Raw genomic sequence first — 17,449 nt, forward strand, 5'->3', positions numbered from 1 at the left:
GGTTTATGTTTCCCGGGACGGGTGGGGATTATCCCGATTAGGCATTCGATAGCATCAGCGAATCGGCTTTGGCTTCGAGGTTGCTGCCACCCATCAGGTAGTCATCGATTTCGCGGGCACATTCACGCCCTTCGTTGATACAGCGGACCACCAGTGATTGGCCGGTACGCATATCGCCAGCAGCAAATACACCTTGCTGGTTGGTGGCAAAACCCTGTGTTGCCACGTTGCCACGATCATCGAGCTTGATGTCCAGCTGCGCTAGCACGCCGGTTGGCTCTGGATGCAGGAAGCCCATTGCCAAAAAGGCTAGGTCACATGGGATGATACGCTCCGAGCCAGCCACTTCGGTAAAGCCTGGGCGCTCACCCGCTTTTGCTTCTTCCCATTGGATATCTGCAATACGCAGCGCTTTGACATTACCCGCTTCATCACCGATGAACTCCTTGGTCAGGATATTCCAGTGACGCTCACAGCCTTCCTCGTGGGAGGTCGAGGTTTTCATGATCATCGGGTAAGAAGGCCATGGTTGGTTGGCCGGGCGCTTCTCTGGCGGGATCGGCATGATCTCAACCTGGGTAATGCTCTCTGCACCGTGGCGGTTGGATGTACCCACACAGTCAGAGCCAGTATCACCACCACCGATCACCACGACATGTTTGCCTTTGGCATGGATCTCTTCGGTTTTCAGATCCATGTCGTTGGCACGGCGGTTGTTCTGGGCAAGGAACTCCATGGCGAAGTGCACGCCCTTGAGCTCACGGCCAGGGATCGGCAGGTTGCGGGGAACGGTTGAACCACCGGTCAGCAAGACCACATCAAAGTCCTGGCGCAGCTGCTGGGCGTTGATGTTGACACCGACATGAGCGTTCACTTCGAACTTGATCCCGGCATCGGCCATCAGGTTGATCTTGCGATCGATAATGTCCATGCCCAGTTTGAAATCAGGGATCCCGAAACGCAGTAGGCCACCCACTTTCTCATCACGCTCGAATACCGTCACACAGTGACCGGCACTGTTGAGCTGCTCTGCTGCCGCCAGGCCTGCAGGGCCCGAGCCGATGATTGCGACCGTTTTACCGGTACGCGAACGCGGTGTCTTCGGTTTGGCGTACCCTTCGCGGTACGCCGTTTCGACAATGGTCTTCTCGATATTACAAATCGTGATTGGGTCTTGGTTGATCCCCAGTACACAGCCACTTTCACAAGGGGCTGGGCAGACACGGCCGGTAAATTCCGGGAAGTTGTTGGTCGAGCTCAGGATATTCCACGCCTCTTCCCAGCTGTCACGGTACACCGCGTCATTGAATTCCGGGATGATGTTACCGATCGGGCAGGAGTTATGGCAAAACGGTACGCCACAGTCCATGCAGCGCGATGCCTGCGTGTTGATCTTGTCGCCGAACTCCTCGTTGAGAACAAACTCCTTGTTGTCCTGGATACGGACGCTCGGATCCAGCTTCTTTGGCAGCTCACGGCCAAACTCTAAAAATCCAGTAGGCTTACCCATTGACGGCCTCCAACTCTTCCTTGTTTTGTGCTTCTGCCTTGCGCTTCTGTAGTACTGCCTTGTAATCCCTTGGCATGACTTTCACCATCTTCTCGAGGTTGGCCTCGAAGTTAGACAAGAAGGTTTCTGCCACAGTACTGCCAGTCAGCTCGACGTGCTTGGTTAGCATATCGTGCAGCAGATCCTTGTCTTCCTGCTCGATTGGGTCGAGGTCAACCAACTCAGGGTTGAGCTTGGTGTCGAAGTCTTCGAACTGATCCCAAACATACGCCACACCGCCACTCATACCAGCTGCGAAGTTACGGCCTGTTTGGCCTAGAATAACCGCCACACCGCCAGTCATGTATTCACAGCCGTGGTCACCCACGCCTTCAACCACGACCTTGGCACCCGAGTTACGGACACAGAAGCGCTCGCCCGCCATACCGCGGATGTAGGACTCACCCGAGGTGGCACCGTAGAAACAGACGTTACCGACAACGATGTTGTCTTCTGGGATGATGTCAGATTTGGCATCTGGGTAGAGCACCAGCGTACCGCCTGACAGGCCTTTGCCCCAGTAGTCGTTGGCATCGCCTTCGACTTCGAACTTGACGTTCTTGGCCAGGAAGGCACCGAAGCTCTGGCCGGCAGAGCCGTTGAACTTGACGTTCATTGGCTGAGGCAAGCCCTTATCTTTGTAAATCTTGGAGATTTCGTTCGACAGCATGGTACCGGCACTGCGGTCGGTGTTGATGATGTCAAACTCGGCATCCACCTGCTTGCCTTCGTAAAGGGCTGGGGCCGCCGCTTCAATCAGCTTGCGGTCCAATACCTCTTCGAGGTTGTGGTTCTGCTCACGCTGGTTGTACACGCCGTCTTCGTCACGGGCCGGCTCAATGAATAGTACCGGACTTAGATCCAGGTTCTGGTACTTCCAGTGGCCAATGTTGTCGCGGATTTTCAGTTTGTGCGACTGACCAACCATCTCGTCGATAGTACGGAAGCCAAGCTCAGCCATGATTTCACGTAGGCCTTCAGCCATGTACTGGAAGAAGGTCACGACATCTTCTACGCGGCCGTCGAAACGCTCACGTAGGGTCTTGTTCTGGGTCGCGATACCCACAGGGCAGGTGTTCTTGTGACACTTACGCATCATGATACAACCTTCAACTACCAAGGCTGCGGTTGCCACGCCCCATTCTTCGGCACCCAGCAGAGTTGCCACTGCAAGGTCACGTGGAGTCTTCATCTGACCATCGGTCTGGACCACGATACGGTTACGTAGGCCATTCTTCAGTAGGGTCTGGTGGGTTTCGGCCAAGCCAAGCTCCCACGGTAGACCGGTGTGGCGGATAGATGACATTGGTGATGCACCGGTACCGCCATCGAAGCCCGCGATAAGCACAACATCGGCTTTCGCTTTGGCGACACCTGAGGCAATCGTACCGACACCGGCTTCCGATACCAGCTTGACGTTAACACGGCCGGCACGGTTGGCGTTTTTCAGATCGTAGATCAGCTGCGCCAAGTCCTCGATAGAATAGATATCGTGGTGTGGCGGTGGTGAAATCAAGCCGACGCCCGGGGTTGAGTGACGGGTTGCACCGATCCAGTCATCGACCTTATCACCCGGTAGCTGACCACCTTCACCCGGCTTGGCACCCTGTGCCATCTTGATCTGAATTTCATCAGAGTTGGTCAGGTAGTATGAGGTGACACCGAAGCGGCCAGATGCGACCTGCTTGATGGCAGAGCGTTCCCAGTCGCCGTTGTCTTTCTTCTCGAAACGGGCTGGGTCTTCACCGCCTTCACCGGAGTTGGATTTCGCACCGATGCGGTTCATCGCGACTGCAAGCGTCGAGTGGGCTTCGTAAGAGATAGAGCCGAAGCTCATTGCACCGGTCGCAAAGCGCTTGAGGATGCTCTCGATTGGCTCAACCTCTGCCAGCGGGATAGAGCCGGCTGGGTTCTTGATGAACTCAAGCTGGCTACGCAAAGTCGCTGCGTTGTCGCCCTGGGCATCAACGGCGCTGGCGTATTCTTTGAACTGGGCAAAGTCCTTGTTACGGGTAGATTGCTGCAGCAGCGAGATAGTTTCTGGGTTGAACAGGTGCTTTTCACCACGCTGTTTCCACTGGTAGACACCGCCGACATCCAGCATCTGAATTGGCACTTCGCGCGTTGGGTAACCTAGGCGGTGGCGAACCAATACTTCTTTAGCAATGTCATCTATGGTCAGGCCCTGAATACGGGAAACCGTACCGGTGAAGTACTTATCAACCACTGACTTGCTGATACCAAGGGCTTCGAAGATCTGGGCACCGTGGTAAGACTGCAGGGTCGAGATCCCCATCTTGGAGAAGATCTTCAATAGGCCGCCGTTCACACCCTTACGGTAGTTATTGAATAGCTCTTCGGTTGGTACTTCCGGATCCAGTTTGCGCTTACGCTGCAGGTCAACAATGGTTTCGGTCACCAGATATGGGTTAACCGCATTGGCGCCGTAGCCAACCAGGGTCGCAAAGTGGTGGGTTTCGCGGGCATCACCGGTTTCAACCACGATGTCACACTTGGCACGCAGGCCTTTGCGGATCAGGTGGTGGTGAACAGCTCCGACGGCCAGCATTGCCGGGATAGCGGCATGGTTGGAGTTTACGGCACGGTCGGTCAGGATGATGATCGAGTAGCCGTCGATAACCGCATCTTCCGAGTACTGGCAGATACGCTTAAGGGCACGCTCGAGCTTGCCGTCTTCGCCGCTGGCACGGAACACGATATCCAGCGTCTTGGCCTGCAGGTACTCGTTATCGATAGCACGCAGTTTTTCCAGCTCGGCATTGCTCAGAACTGGCGATTCGATTTCCACCTTCTGGCAGTGCTCAGGGGTTTCTGCCAGCAGGTTATGATCTTTACCCAGGTAGGTATTGAGTGACATCACCATACGCTCGCGGATCGGGTCGATCGGCGGGTTGGTCACCTGGGCAAACAGTTGCTTGAAGTAGTTCGACAGGTGCTGTGACTGGTGCGACAGCACAGCCAGCGGCCAGTCGGCACCCATGGCGCTCAGTGGCTCGTAACCGGTTTTCGCAAGCGGTACGATGATATCGTTGACTTCTTCCGAGCTCATGCCAAAGGCTTGCTGGTGGTGCAGCAGGCGTTCTGGCGTTGGCTGGTGGTGCATATTGTCCGCTTCAGGCAGGCTCTTCAATGTCAGCAGGTTGTCTTTGACCCACTGCTCATAAGGCTGGGCTGAAGCGATAGTGTCTTTGACTTCTTCGTCGGAGATGATACGACCCTGCTCTAGGTCGGCAACGAAGATACGGCCTGGCTGCAGGCGCCCACGGAACTGGACGTTCTCCGGCTCGATCTCAACCACACCGGATTCTGATGCCATGACCAGGAAGTCATCCTTGGTCACGGTGTAGCGCGATGGGCGCAGGCCGTTACGGTCAAGGGTTGCACCAACTTGGACACCGTCGGTGAAACACACCGAGGCAGGGCCGTCCCACGGTTCCATGACGTTGGCATGGTACTGGTAGAAAGCACGGCGCTTCGGATCCATGTTCTTGTTTTCTTGCCAAGCTTCAGGGATCAGCATCATCAGTGCATGCGGCAGGCTGCGGCCCGATAGGACTAGCAGCTCCAACGCCATATCGAAGTTGGATGAATCCGAACTGCCTTCCTGACAGATAGGCAACAGCATATCGATTTCTTGCTGGCTGAATAGCTCAGACTCAAGAATCGCTTCACGTGCCTTCATCCAGTTCAGGTTACCGCGCACGGTGTTAATTTCACCGTTGTGGGCGATGTAACGGAAAGGCTGGGCCAGGCGCCACTTCGGGAAGGTGTTGGTCGAGAAGCGGGAGTGAACCAGCGCCAGGGCCGTCACCATCGATGGGTTCTGTAGATCAAGGAAGTATTGGGGCACCTGTTCAGTGGTTAGCTGGCCCTTGTACACCAATGTCTTGTATGACAGAGAGTTAATATAGAAGTCATCACCGATGTTGGAGATGCTTTCCAGGCAGACACGCACCGTGTAGTTACGCAGAACATACAGCTTACGCTCGAGCTCAGCCGGGTCCATGCTGGTACCGCCGGTAATAAAGACGTGCTCGAACTGGGGCTCGGTACTGAGCGGATCAACGCCAATCATTGAATTGTCGACGGGCAGCACACGGTAGCCAATGACTTCTAGGTCAAGTCGTTTGGCATTGCGCTCAAGGATGTCACGGCACTGCTGGCGTTTGTATTCGTCTTTGGGGAAAAGCACCACGCCCACACCGTATTGGTCGAAAGACGGCAGGCGGATGCCTTGCTTGACGGTTTCTTCTAGCAGGAACTCATGCGGTTTCTGCAGCAAGATACCGGCACCGTCACCACTGCACGGATCACAGCCCTGGCCGCCACGGTGTTCCATCCGAGCTAGCATATCAAGGGCTTGGGTGACAATTTCGTGGGATTTGCGGTTCTTCAGGTGGGCCACAAAGCCGATACCACAGGCATCGTGCTCCATTTCAGGCACATAAAGTCCCTGAGCATTCAGCTCTTGATCTGTCATAGATACTTCCTTCCAGTTTCAACAGGCACCAATCCTGGCACCTGAGTTATCCCTAATTTTGGTTATGCATCCTTCAGGGCCTATGGTGGACTCCTGTCCGGCCTTGTTGGATGGGTTTGCTGTGGGATGATGTAGTCAATCAATAGCAAACTTCATTCTGTAGCACTGCTGCTCTGGTATGCAAAAGCGCTGCAGTTTTGAGGGGGAGCAACATAAACCACTGTATTTTGCGATGGTTTAGTTACTTTTATTGTTCATAAATTGCACACAGCTGTAACTATCCTACATTTTTGATTGATTAATTACCAACAAAAATTATCCCAGGGCTGTAACATTCCGGCATCCCTATGAATTAATTACTTAACGAGGTGCGTATATATTCTAATTTGGCTATCAATATGCATAGCGTCGGTTTTTCCCTTGCTTTTCGCAGGGCTTTTCGGGCGGGCTTTATACCAAAGTATTACGGGATGATGTTGTTGCTAATTTTCATTCCCTGTCCCAGCTTATATATGGTGAAAAAAACGCCTTTTTTGTTCTCGCACAACTTTTGCCAATGTCATCGGTGCTAACCTGTGCCGCTTTTTTCGACCCCCTTGAATGACTAGGTGACAAGATGCAGCTGCATGAGCTCGTGAATACTTTTGGCCAGGACCTACAGCGTCGCTACGGAGAGAAGGTACACAAACTGACCTTGCATGGTGGCTTCAGCTGCCCGAACCGCGACGGCACCATTGGCCGCGGCGGCTGCACATTCTGCAATGTTGCCTCGTTTGCCGATGAGCAGGCGCAGCACAAGCCGATCACCGAGCAGCTCACCCAGCGGGCCGGTGAGGTTAACCGCGCCAAGCGTTACTTAGCCTATTTCCAGGCCTATACCAGTACCTATGCCGAAGTACAGACGCTCAAGGCTATGTATGAAGAGGCGTTAGAAGCGGCTGATATCGTTGGCCTGTGCGTTGGTACTCGCCCGGACTGCGTACCGGACGAAGTGCTCGAGCTACTGGCAGGCTACCGCGAACAGGGCTATGAGATCTGGTTGGAGCTAGGCCTGCAGACCGCCAATGACAAAACCCTCAAGCGGATCAACCGTGGCCATGACTTTGCTTGCTATGAAGCGGTTGCCAAGCGTGCCCGGGCAATGGGGCTGAAAGTGTGTGCCCACCTGATTGTCGGCCTGCCGGGAGACACCCGCGAGGACAACCTGGAGACCGTCCGCAAGGTGGTCGATGCCGGCGTGGACGGTATCAAACTGCACCCGCTGCACATTGTCGAGGGCAGTATTATGGGGCTATCGTGGAAAGCAGGCCGCCTGGCCGAGCTCAGCCTCGAGGAATACACCGAGATATCGTCCGAGATGATCCGCCTAACGCCGCCGGAGGTGGTGTACCACCGGGTTTCAGCCAGTGCCAGAAAACCAACCCTGCTGGCCCCTGAATGGTGTGAAAACCGCTGGCTGGCAATGACGGATATTGGTCGCAACCTTGATAATAACGGTGGTCAGGGAGCGGCGCTGGGCAAGCCGTTTGTCTACACGCCCCCAATCAAAAAGGCGGGCTAGGCATAGCGCCTGGCGCTCGGTCAGGCATGGCAGTCGGAGCCGTAAGTGTGTTAAATTACGAGTAAAATGACGTCAATTACGAAAATCAATGCATACTCCTTGTCCGGAACGCTCAGCTAGCCCCTCGCTGCCTACATTGTTTACCTGTTTGGCCCGTTGCGGGGGCAGCCTGCCCCTGCTGGGTTTAGCGGCTTTCTCACCGGTGTCTTATGCATCATCCCTTCCCTACTGGCTACAGGCCGACAATCCAGCCCTGCTGTTTTCACTATTGCTCCTGGTTCTTTTGATTGGGGGCGGCCTGCTTACGCTCCTTTTCCACCATCTCGAGGCGGGCTCGTTCCAGCGCCTGCGCAACCAGCTGACCCTAATGCCCGTTGCCGTTGCGGTGGTGCGCAAGAAAGACGGCCACCTGGTCTATGGCAACAAACCCTGCCGCCAGTTGCTTGGCGTTCGCAAACTCAATGATCGCTACCTTTACCCTGACGGGCTCAGCGAGCAGATGCTGTGCGACTTCCTGCGCCCTTTCTCTGGCCTAGAAGCCTTCAAGGATGTTGATGATGCGATGCCCCAGAGTAACGGTAAGGTGATCCCGCTGGTCGTGTCAGGGCAGTCGATACGGTGCCAGTGGCAGTCATGCTGGCTGCTGTTTATTGACTCGCCTCGCACCAGCCACGGTGAGCAAGTCAAATTGGAAAATGAACAGCGGATTTTCCAGCAGGTGCTGAACTCACTGTCAGAGCTGGTCTATTTCAAAGATAAATCCGGCGCGCTGATTGGCACCAATAAGGCTTTTGACCGCTTTTGGCGCGGGCGAATAGAAGAGGGGGTTGCTGAAGAGCAGGGGCTCGGCTCGCTGGGCAACAGTGCTGCCCACACCTGGACCACTGCCCCTGATGGCTCCAGCCGCTTGCTGGAAACCAACTGTAACTTATTGCTCGGTGATAGCGGAGAGGCAATCGGTACCCTCAGTATTAGCCATGATGTTACCGACTGGCATGAAATGCAGGAAGTGCTGAAGACCGAGATTGAAAAGCGGGAAGTGACCGAGCAGGAGCTGGCACAGCGCAACACCCTGCTTGATACCATCCTCAGCGCCAGCCGGGATCCCATCGCCCTCTATAATGAGCATGGTATCTATGTTGGCTGCAACGAGCCGTTTGCCCGCTCGCTGGGCTATACCCAGCAATCGCTGCTGGGTAAGTCTTCTGCCGATGTGCTGGAGCCGGACAAGCTCGAGCTGTTCCGCCAGACAGACCAGCAGGTGATTAAGCAAGGGATCAGCGTTAAGACCGATGACTACGTGATCTTGGAAGACGGTACGCCGATTTGGTATGAGGTGCTCAAGTCGCCCTACCGGGATCCGACAGACGGCACAACCGGGGTGCTGATGATGGCCCGTGACGTGACCGAGCGCAAGATGGCCGAGCAGCAGCTGGCCGATGCGATTATGGAACTGCAGGAGCTTAGCTTTGTTGACAGCCTGACCAAGGTGGCCAATCGCCGAAGCTTCGATGAGCAGCTGCGCAAAATGTGGTACAGCCATATTCGAGAAAAACACCCGCTGACCTTGATCCTGTGCGATATTGACTACTTCAAGGCGTTCAATGATAACTACGGGCACCAGCAAGGCGACTTTGCCCTGCGGGAGGTGGCCAAGGTGCTGCGCAGCGTGGTCAAGCGCGAGACTGACGAGGTTGCCCGCTACGGCGGCGAGGAGTTTGCCTTCCTGCTGCCCAATACCAGCCTTGATGGCGGTAAGGTAGTCGCGGAAGCCATCCACCGGGCATTGGCCGAGAAGGGGCTGACCCACAGCTATTCTGATATAGCGACTTACCTGACGGTGAGCTTGGGGGTGGCGACACTGACCCCGAGGCCGAACCAGGACTATGGCGAGCTGGTTGAGCTGGCGGATGTTGCGCTTTACCGGGCCAAGGCGGCCGGGCGAAACTGCACCATGACCATGTCGGAAAAAGAGGCCGGGTAGGCTGGATCGTAAGGCGGCAGCGCCGTACAACCAAAATGTGAAGGACTGCAGGTGAATGGAAAAAGCCTGCTTGGGTTCTCGGCCGCCCGCCATTATGATGGTGGGGCGGTAGTGAATAGGAAGCAAAAATGAAACAAATCAAAGTGCTGGCACAATATTATGTTGATCTGCTGGTCAAGCTCGGGTTGGTCAAATTTAGTTTGTTACTGGCCCTTGCGCTGGTGGCCTTGGCGGTGGTGGTGCAGATAGGCGTCACCCTCGTTCTGCAGGGGGAGGTGCTGGATATTGATATTGTCCGCTCGGTGTTCTTTGGTTTGTTGATCACCCCGTGGGCGGTCTATTTCCTCTCGGTGGTGGTCGATCAACTTGAAGAGTCGCGCCAGCGGTTATCGAAACTGGTCACCAAGCTGGAAGAAATGCGTTCGCGTGATATGCAGCTGAACAAGCAGTTACAGGATAATATCAGCCAGCTCAACCAGGAGATCGAAGAGCGGGAGAAAGCCGAGGAGGCTCGGCAGGAGGCGATGCAGGATCTGGAGAATGAAGTCTACCAGCGCGAAAATGCCCAGCTGGAATTGGCCGAGCAGAGCGCCCTGCTCAAGTCCTTCCTCGATGCCTCGCCAGATTTGATTTACTACCGCAACGAAAAAGGCCAGTTCTCCGGCTGTAACCGGGCGATGGAAGAGCTCACCAATCGGACTGAGAAGCAACTGGTTGGTCTGACCCCGTGGGATGTCTACAGCGAGGAAGTTGCTAGTAAAATCGCTGAAACCGACCAGCAGGTGTTCAACAACAATGTCTCCCTCACCTACGAGCAGTGGCTGGATTACCCCGACGGCCGCAAAGCTATTTTCGAACTGCGCAAGGTGCCTTTCTACAGCCGTGACGGCCGCCGGCTTGGCTTGATGGGCTTTGGCCGTGATATCACCGAGCGCAAGCAGTACCAGGATGCCCAGGAGAAGGCGAGCCGGGACAAGACCGCTTTCATCTCGACTATCAGCCACGAACTGCGCACCCCACTCAACGGCATTGTCGGCCTTAGCCGGATGCTGCTTGAGACTCGGCTCGACCAAGAGCAGAGCGACTACATGCGCACTATCTATGTCAGCGCTATCACCCTTGGCAATATCTTCAATGACATTATCGATATGGATAAGTCCGACCGCCGCCGCCTCGAGCTGATGCCCAAGCCGCTTGATTTCCATGATTTTGTTGCCGAGATGGAGAACATCTCGGCCTTGATGGCCAGCCAGAAGGGGCTGCGTTTTGACCTCGAGCGGCTGACCGATCTGCCTGAGTGCATCGAGGTCGACGGCACCCGCCTGCGCCAGGTGCTGTGGAACCTGATCAGCAATGCGACCAAGTTCACCAAGGAGGGCGGGGTGGTAATGTCCGTCAGTAGCGAGGTGGACGATCAGCAAGCACATATCACCTTTGAGGTAGAAGACAGCGGGATCGGTATCCCGGCATCAGAAGTCGATAAGATTTTCGCCATGTACTACCAGGTAAAAGATGAAAACGACAACCTGCATGCGGTCGGTACCGGGATTGGCTTGTCGGTTTCGCGCCAGTTGGTGCAAATGATGGGCGGAGACATTACGGTTAGCTCGGAAGTGGGCGAAGGCAGTACCTTCACGGTGACAATCACCGCCCCGCTGGTCGAACGTGTTGAGGAAGAAGAAGCCCTGCCGTCCCTGCCGCAGATCAGCCTCAATATCTTCATGGTGGAAGATATTGAGCTCAACATTACGGTTGCCAAGGCACTGCTGGAAAGCCTGGGCCATGAAGTGACGGTGGCGATGCGCGGTGACGAGGCCCTGGAGCTGTTTGACCCAGAAGCCTACGATTTGGTGCTGCTGGATATCCAGCTGCCGGACATGACCGGTTTCGATGTCGCAGCCAAACTGCGCGAACAATATGACTACCTACCTGCATTGGTGGCACTGACAGCCAATGTCATCAAGGATAAGGGTGAATACCTGGCCAAAGGCATGGATGATGCGATCAGTAAGCCGCTGAGCGTCAAAGCTATCACGGACGTGATCCAGCGCCTGGTGCTGACATGCCCGCTGGATGAGGAAGAAGGAGAGGAATTGGTGGTTGAAAGTGAAAGCCCGCAAGGGGTTAGCGATGAGATGTTCAATACCTTGCTGGATCTGGAAATGCTGTCCTCCTATGTGGAGATAGTCGGTACCAAGCCGGTTTATGACAGCATTGCGATGTTTGAGGCCAAAATGCCGGAATACATTGCGATCCTCGACTCCAACATGACAGCCAAGGATCAGGACGGCATCAAGTTTGAAGCGCACAAGATCAAAGGGGCTGCCGGCTCGATTGGCCTCAAGCATATCCAGCAGGTTGCTCAGAAGGCCCAGTCGCCGGAATTGCCGGCCTGGTGGGAGAATATCAATGATTGGGTCGATGAAATCAAAGAAGGCTACCACAATGATCTTGAGGTGCTTAAAGACTGGCTAGCCCAGCAGGAGAAGGCATGATGGGAACTGATGCAAAAACGTTGCTGCTAGCAGCTGGGATGGTAATGGTTGTAGGCTGTGGTGAAAAGGCGCAAGACCAAGAGGCTGAGCCCAAAGAGCTAGCTGTTGCACAAGGGCAGGGTGAGCCCGAAACGCCGCCTGCCGAGGACGTTCCGGTGACCCTGCCGGCCGAAATCGATATCTGGCAGTCACCGCAAGAGCTGGTGCTGTCGGACACCACGGTTTACCTAGGCAGCGAGCTGTGGCTCAACAGTATGCCGGTGATCGGCGATGATGGCAGTAAGCCGGCCAACAAGCTGCATGCCTCTATCCGTTTGTTGACACGGGATATGAAACCTCTGCCGAAAGGGGTGGAAATCTTGCAGGTGATGGTTGCCCAGGACGACCAACAGTGGCTGGGTCAGGAAAACCTTGAAGTGCGCTCCGAGGGCGAGATGAGTCTCGAAGTGAGTCTGCGCGGTGGCCCGGAATGGCTACCGGGCAGCAAGGCAGATATTGCCGTGACTGTGCTCTATAAGGGGCAGGAGCAGGTGCTGATTCAGCAAGGTGTGCTGATCAACCAAGTGTTCTGATAGGTCCTAGCCTCAGCCACTCCCTTTGCTGCAAAAACAAAAAAGGCTCCGAGAGGAGCCTTTTTGCTATGCGGATAACCGGAAGGATTACTCTTCTTCCAGATCGCCGCAGAAGCGGTAACCTTCACCGTGGATCGTCGCGATGATTTCCGGTGTATCTGCTACAGACTCGAAGTGCTTGCGGATACGGCGGATAGTCACGTCTACCGTACGGTCATGCGGCTTCAGCTCACGACCAGTCATTTTCTTCAGTAGCTCGGCACGGGTCTGGATCTTGCCTGGGTTTTCACAGAAGTGAAGCAGGGCACGGAATTCAGAGCGCGGCAGCTTGAACTGATCACCGCTTGGGCTAACCAGTGAGCGGCTGTTGATTTCCAGCGACCAGCCGTTGAACTCGTAACGCTCGACCATACGCTTGTCTTCAGTCGGCAAGCCCTGGTTCATGGCGCGAGTCAGTAGGTTGCGGGCACGGATAGTTAGCTCGCGAGGGTTGAATGGCTTGGTGATGTAGTCATCAGCACCGATTTCCAAACCAAGGATTTTGTCTACTTCGTTGTCACGGCCAGTCAGGAACATCAGTGCCATATCGCCTTGCTCGCGAAGTTCGCGCGCAAGCAGCAGGCCATTTTTACCTGGAAGGTTGATATCCATGATCACCAAGTGAACCGGGTGCTCAGAAAGCATCTGGTGCATTTCAGCGCCGTCATTGGCTTCAAAAACGGTGTAACCCTCTGCCTCAAAGATGCTTTTCAGGGTGTTACGTGTTACGTGCTCGTCTTCTACAATTAGAATGTGAGGGGTTTGCATTGGCAGTACCTAATTTCTAAAAACGGAATCTGGTCAAAAACAGAATAGTAAAATTCTATATAAAAAATTCACATACAGGCAAAAAGTTGGGAGAAATACGTGCTTTATCGTATTTGCTCACTTTCCTGTTGGTACGCCATCCATTTATCCAGCTCATCAAGCCATGATGTTTTTCGCTGAAAAAGCCCAAACTTAGGGGCATTGGCTACAATTTCCGTGGGATGGCGACGATTGTATTCACTTAACAGCTCGCTAACAATATAAGCGCTTTGTTTCCGGGCTGCTTTCGGGCACTTTATTGATTTACATCAAACCGTATGAAGCGTATTACGACTCTCTACTTTGTTTAACATTCGCTACAAAAAAATGCATCGTCCCTTGGGTGCCGTTTTCTATGTGTGAAAAATTATCGCTATGGTGTAGCTATCAATCAATCATCTTTAAGATTGCACAACACCCTGTTTACCCTTGTTTTGCAATTCTAACAGCATTTAACCCGAGAAGCATCGTTCTTAGTAATAAACACAACCAGGCTCGCCATCGCCAGCTGGAATTGTCACTCAGGAAGCAATACGGTGAGATATTGCCCGTAAGCTGCAGTGCTATTGACGGCCAGTGGCAGGAGCCGGGGTTTATGGTTCCCATTACCCTGGAGGCGGCGTGCCGGGAGGCGGTGCGCTGGGAGCAAAACGCGATTTACTGGGTTGAAGATAACGAGCTGTTTTTAGTACCGGTTTTGCTGCAGGGGGTCAGGAAACAAAGATTGGGTGATTGGCCTAGCTTTCTCTACACTTAACGTAGCCCTCGGGAGTTGGGGGATGGGACGGCCGCGGATATAGCAGGCCAAATGACAACCCAAACGACAACACAGGAGCCTGCAATGAAAGATTTAACCCCAGATTTATGCGATAGCTTTGAACAGGATGTGCGCTGGTTGCCGATGGCTTTGCAGAATTATGGTGGCCGCACCGTCTTTTTTGGCGAAATAGTGACTTTGCGCTGCTTTGAGGATAACAGTTTGGTGCGCGATATCCTCTCCCGCGAAGGCAAGGGCAAGGTACTGTTTATTGATGGTCATGCTTCTTGCAACAAGGCGCTGCTGGGTGATCAGCTGGCGCTACTGGCCCAGAAGAATGGCTGGGAAGGGATAGTGATCAATGGTGCGGCGAGGGATGTCGGAGTTATTTCCACCCTGGATCTTGGGGTGAAAGCTCTGGCTACCTGCCCGGTCAAAACGGTCAAGCGTCAGACAGGGGAGGAAAATGTCACCCTCACAGTCGCCCATACGCTAGTCTACCCCGGGGATATGCTATACGCCGATCTCAACGGCATCGTGTTCAGCAAGCATCCACTCGATTTGTCCAAGATCACGGCCTAGGCTTGTCGCTTCCTGAATGTATAACGCCTGGCAAAGCCAGGCGTTGGTGCAAAAGGGCTGGTTGATAGGGAAACCGCTAGAAACGGAAGCCGATGCCGAACTGGTAAATTTGCTCCAGTGACTCGTAGTCGAGGGTCGCATGCAAATTTAGCCGGTCAGTCACTTCGTACTGGCTGGATACCTCGACACCCATTACTGTGTCTTGATCCTGCGTTTCCGAGGTTACGGCACTTTGCAAGCTCAGCTTGGGAGTAAAGCTATACTTCACACCAGACAGCATCCCGCGGCTAGCTGACTGGTTTTCATTGCCGCTTTTCAGGCGGGTGCTGAGATAGAGCTCGGTGTTATTTGATATTGAGTAGGCATAGCCGCTGTCGATTTGCCAGAGATCGAACTGCTCAGCCCCCTTGGACTGGGATGACATGAACCACCCAGATGACGAATCATCGTCGAGTATATTTAATAGCCTGCTTTCAGCTGCTGTTGTTGGTAACGCCACTACCAGCAGGGCAATTGTGATTAGCCATGTGCGCATTCATCACCTTCCCTGTTTTATTGTTGTGATTTTTTTGTTTTATCCTTATCAAAATAATACTAGGTCAAATAGTACAAAAATGATACATGCGCTTTGCATTGCTGAGACATTCTGTCACTTTTGTTCACTTTTTTAGGTGGCTTGTTAGGTGGCTTGGCGAACAGTCAGGCGCTGCTGGTTGCTGTAAGGGAAAACATCTTCGAACTTGCCTTCCTTGATATTGTGCTGGAGCTGCTGCCAGTACTGCGGCTCGAACAGGTCACTGTGGAGCTCATTGAATAGCTGCCGGACCTTGGGGTTGATTAATAAAAAAGTCCTGAACTCTTCGGGAAAGACGTCATTGATCCCTACGCTGTACCATGGCTCGGCGGCCATTTCGTCTTCCGGGTAGCGGGGAGGGGGGATCTGGCGGAAATTCATTTCCGTCATGTAGCTGATCTCATCGTAGTCATAAAATACCACCCGCTTGTGGCGCGTGACGCCGAAGTTCTTGAACAGCATGTCGCCGGGGAAGATATTGGCGGCCGCCAGTTGCTTGATAGCCTTGCCGTACTCGTCGACCGCGTGGCGCAGGTCGTCGTCGTTGGCCTGCTCTACATAGAGGTTGAACGGGATCATCCGCCGCTCGATGTACAGGTGCTTGATCAGGATTTGCTCTTCGGTAACTTTGACGATAGAAGGGGCGACCTCGAGCAACTCCTGTAGCAGCTCATCACTGAAGCGGTGGCGGTCAAAGGCAAAGTTGCGGTACTCCTGGGTATCGGCCATCCGCCCAACCCGGTCATGCTCTTTGACCAGCTTGTATTTCTCCCTGACCACAGCGTGGCTGATCTCTTTTTGTGGGGCAAATTTGTCTTTGATGATCTTAAACACAAACCCATAGGATGGCAGGGTGAACACTGACATCACCATCCCCTTGATCCCGGGGGCAAGCTCGAACTGGTCGTCGGAGTGCTCGACGTGGTGTAGGAACTCGCGGTAGAGCTCGGTTTTGCCGTGCTTCTGGCAACCAATCGCGGTATAGAGCTCGGCCTTGGTCTTTTTGGGCATCAATTCGCTGAGGAAGCGTACCAGTGCCGCTGGTGCCGGGGCGTATACCATGAAGTAGGAGCGGGCGAAGCCAAACAGGATGCTGACCGCATCGACGTCCACCAGGCAGGCATCGACATACAGCTTGTTCTCGGCGGTGGTGAGAATAGGAAGCACGATAGGCAGGTGGTGGTCGTCGTCAAAACGGAGGCGCCCGACTAGGTAAGCAGCCTTGTTGCGGAAAAACGGCTCGCGGATCATTTCAATCACTGGCGGCGGGTTGCCAAATTCGTTTAGCTGGTGGCTGATGCGCTCGCTGAGCAACTGGACATCCCGTTGCTTGTCCTCCCATTCTAGGCTGAATGGGGTATCGTCGAGGATCCGCTCCAGCAGGGTGTCGAGGCTTGCCCCGGTGTTGTAGAGCCGGCTGAGGTTAGTCGGATAAATAGGGATCCTGCCTTCTTGCGAGCTGTGGACAAACAGCTTGTCGCGTTTGATATTGCGGTGCTCGAAGATCCGGCAGTAGACCGAATTGAAAAAGCTTTCGGCGATATCGTAGCGGGGATAATCAAGCAGCAGGTCTTCATAGGCGTTTTTGACCGCCATCAAGAAGGCATGGTTGGCATAGCGTTTACCCAGCATGATGGTGATTTGGCTGGTGACAAGGCCGACATGGTGGTCGTAGAACTTGATACGGGTCTTGAGAGCCTGCTGCACGGCAGGCCAATTCTGGCTTTCGAAGCGTTCCTGCGCACCGGCAGTGACATCCAAAAAACGGCCATACATTGCATCGAAACCTTGCAGAATCGTATGGGCGACAAGTTGTTCCATTGCTGCTGTCATCCGAACTCCCTATTCTTCTCAAGTTAGCCTATAAGTATCGGCACATTTTTCTAGGCTCAGCTCACCAAGCCCGGGCGCATCATCCCAAATTGATTAATTATTCACCATCTCTACTATGCATGGTGTTTGGTTTAACTGCAATAAAATGATACTAAACATGCCTTAATGGTATAGCTATGCTGCTAGTTTTGCCTG

Annotated in this window: 11 protein-coding genes; 6 read left to right on the top strand and 5 right to left on the bottom strand. The window is 54.0% G+C overall.

What is annotated here, in order from left to right:
* Window positions 1-37: 37 nt before the first annotated feature.
* Both ACXAGQ_RS09180 and gltB read right to left on the bottom strand, forming a co-directional pair.
* Complete coding sequence (locus ACXAGQ_RS09180; protein WP_475253421.1) at window positions 38-1,510, bottom strand: glutamate synthase subunit beta; 1,473 nt, start codon at window positions 1,508-1,510, stop codon at window positions 38-40.
* Window positions 1,503-6,050 (bottom strand): glutamate synthase large subunit, encoded by a 4,548-nt coding sequence (gene gltB, locus ACXAGQ_RS09185; protein ID WP_475253423.1) that lies wholly within the window; start codon window positions 6,048-6,050, stop codon window positions 1,503-1,505. The genes ACXAGQ_RS09180 and gltB overlap by 8 nt, the downstream gene beginning before the upstream one ends.
* A gap of 616 nt (window positions 6,051-6,666) precedes the next feature.
* On the opposite strand from gltB, the gene mnmL reads away from it, so the two are divergent.
* From mnmL to ACXAGQ_RS09205, 4 genes are all read left to right on the top strand, one after another.
* Window positions 6,667-7,611, top strand: coding sequence for a tRNA modification radical SAM protein MnmL/YtqA (gene mnmL / locus ACXAGQ_RS09190; RefSeq protein ID WP_475253425.1), 945 nt, complete (start codon window positions 6,667-6,669; stop codon window positions 7,609-7,611).
* An 88-nt stretch (window positions 7,612-7,699) separates the two neighbouring features.
* Window positions 7,700-9,595 carry a GGDEF domain-containing protein gene (locus ACXAGQ_RS09195; RefSeq protein ID WP_475253427.1) on the top strand — a complete coding sequence of 632 codons (1,896 nt, stop codon included), beginning with the start codon at window positions 7,700-7,702 and terminating at the stop codon, window positions 9,593-9,595.
* A 128-nt stretch (window positions 9,596-9,723) separates the two neighbouring features.
* Complete coding sequence (gene arcB / locus ACXAGQ_RS09200) at window positions 9,724-12,090, top strand: aerobic respiration two-component sensor histidine kinase ArcB (RefSeq protein WP_475253429.1); 2,367 nt, start codon at window positions 9,724-9,726, stop codon at window positions 12,088-12,090.
* Window positions 12,087-12,662 (top strand): hypothetical protein, encoded by a 576-nt coding sequence (locus ACXAGQ_RS09205; RefSeq protein ID WP_475253431.1) that lies wholly within the window; start codon window positions 12,087-12,089, stop codon window positions 12,660-12,662. Before arcB ends, ACXAGQ_RS09205 begins: the two co-directional genes overlap by 4 nt.
* An 87-nt stretch (window positions 12,663-12,749) precedes the next feature.
* Here ACXAGQ_RS09205 and arcA read toward each other — a convergent pair whose 3' ends face one another.
* Window positions 12,750-13,469, bottom strand: coding sequence for a two-component system response regulator ArcA (arcA, locus tag ACXAGQ_RS09210; protein WP_039467143.1), 720 nt, complete (start codon window positions 13,467-13,469; stop codon window positions 12,750-12,752).
* Window positions 13,470-13,863: 394 nt separating this feature from the next.
* On the opposite strand from arcA, the gene ACXAGQ_RS09215 reads away from it, so the two are divergent.
* Both ACXAGQ_RS09215 and ACXAGQ_RS09220 read left to right on the top strand, forming a co-directional pair.
* Window positions 13,864-14,265 (top strand): DUF3293 domain-containing protein, encoded by a 402-nt coding sequence (locus ACXAGQ_RS09215; protein WP_475253433.1) that lies wholly within the window; start codon window positions 13,864-13,866, stop codon window positions 14,263-14,265.
* An 84-nt stretch (window positions 14,266-14,349) separates the two neighbouring features.
* Window positions 14,350-14,847, top strand: coding sequence for a putative 4-hydroxy-4-methyl-2-oxoglutarate aldolase (locus ACXAGQ_RS09220; protein WP_475253435.1), 498 nt, complete (start codon window positions 14,350-14,352; stop codon window positions 14,845-14,847).
* 76 nt (window positions 14,848-14,923) lie between these two features.
* Here ACXAGQ_RS09220 and ACXAGQ_RS09225 read toward each other — a convergent pair whose 3' ends face one another.
* Complete coding sequence (locus tag ACXAGQ_RS09225; RefSeq protein WP_475253437.1) at window positions 14,924-15,382, bottom strand: hypothetical protein; 459 nt, start codon at window positions 15,380-15,382, stop codon at window positions 14,924-14,926.
* 144 nt (window positions 15,383-15,526) lie between these two features.
* On the bottom strand, window positions 15,527-17,254 hold the full coding sequence (gene aceK / locus ACXAGQ_RS09230; protein ID WP_475253439.1) for a bifunctional isocitrate dehydrogenase kinase/phosphatase: 1,728 nt from the start codon (window positions 17,252-17,254) through the stop codon (window positions 15,527-15,529).
* Window positions 17,255-17,449: the final 195 nt, after the last annotated feature.

It is taken from the genome of Photobacterium sp. ABD4_091, assembly GCF_056160145.1.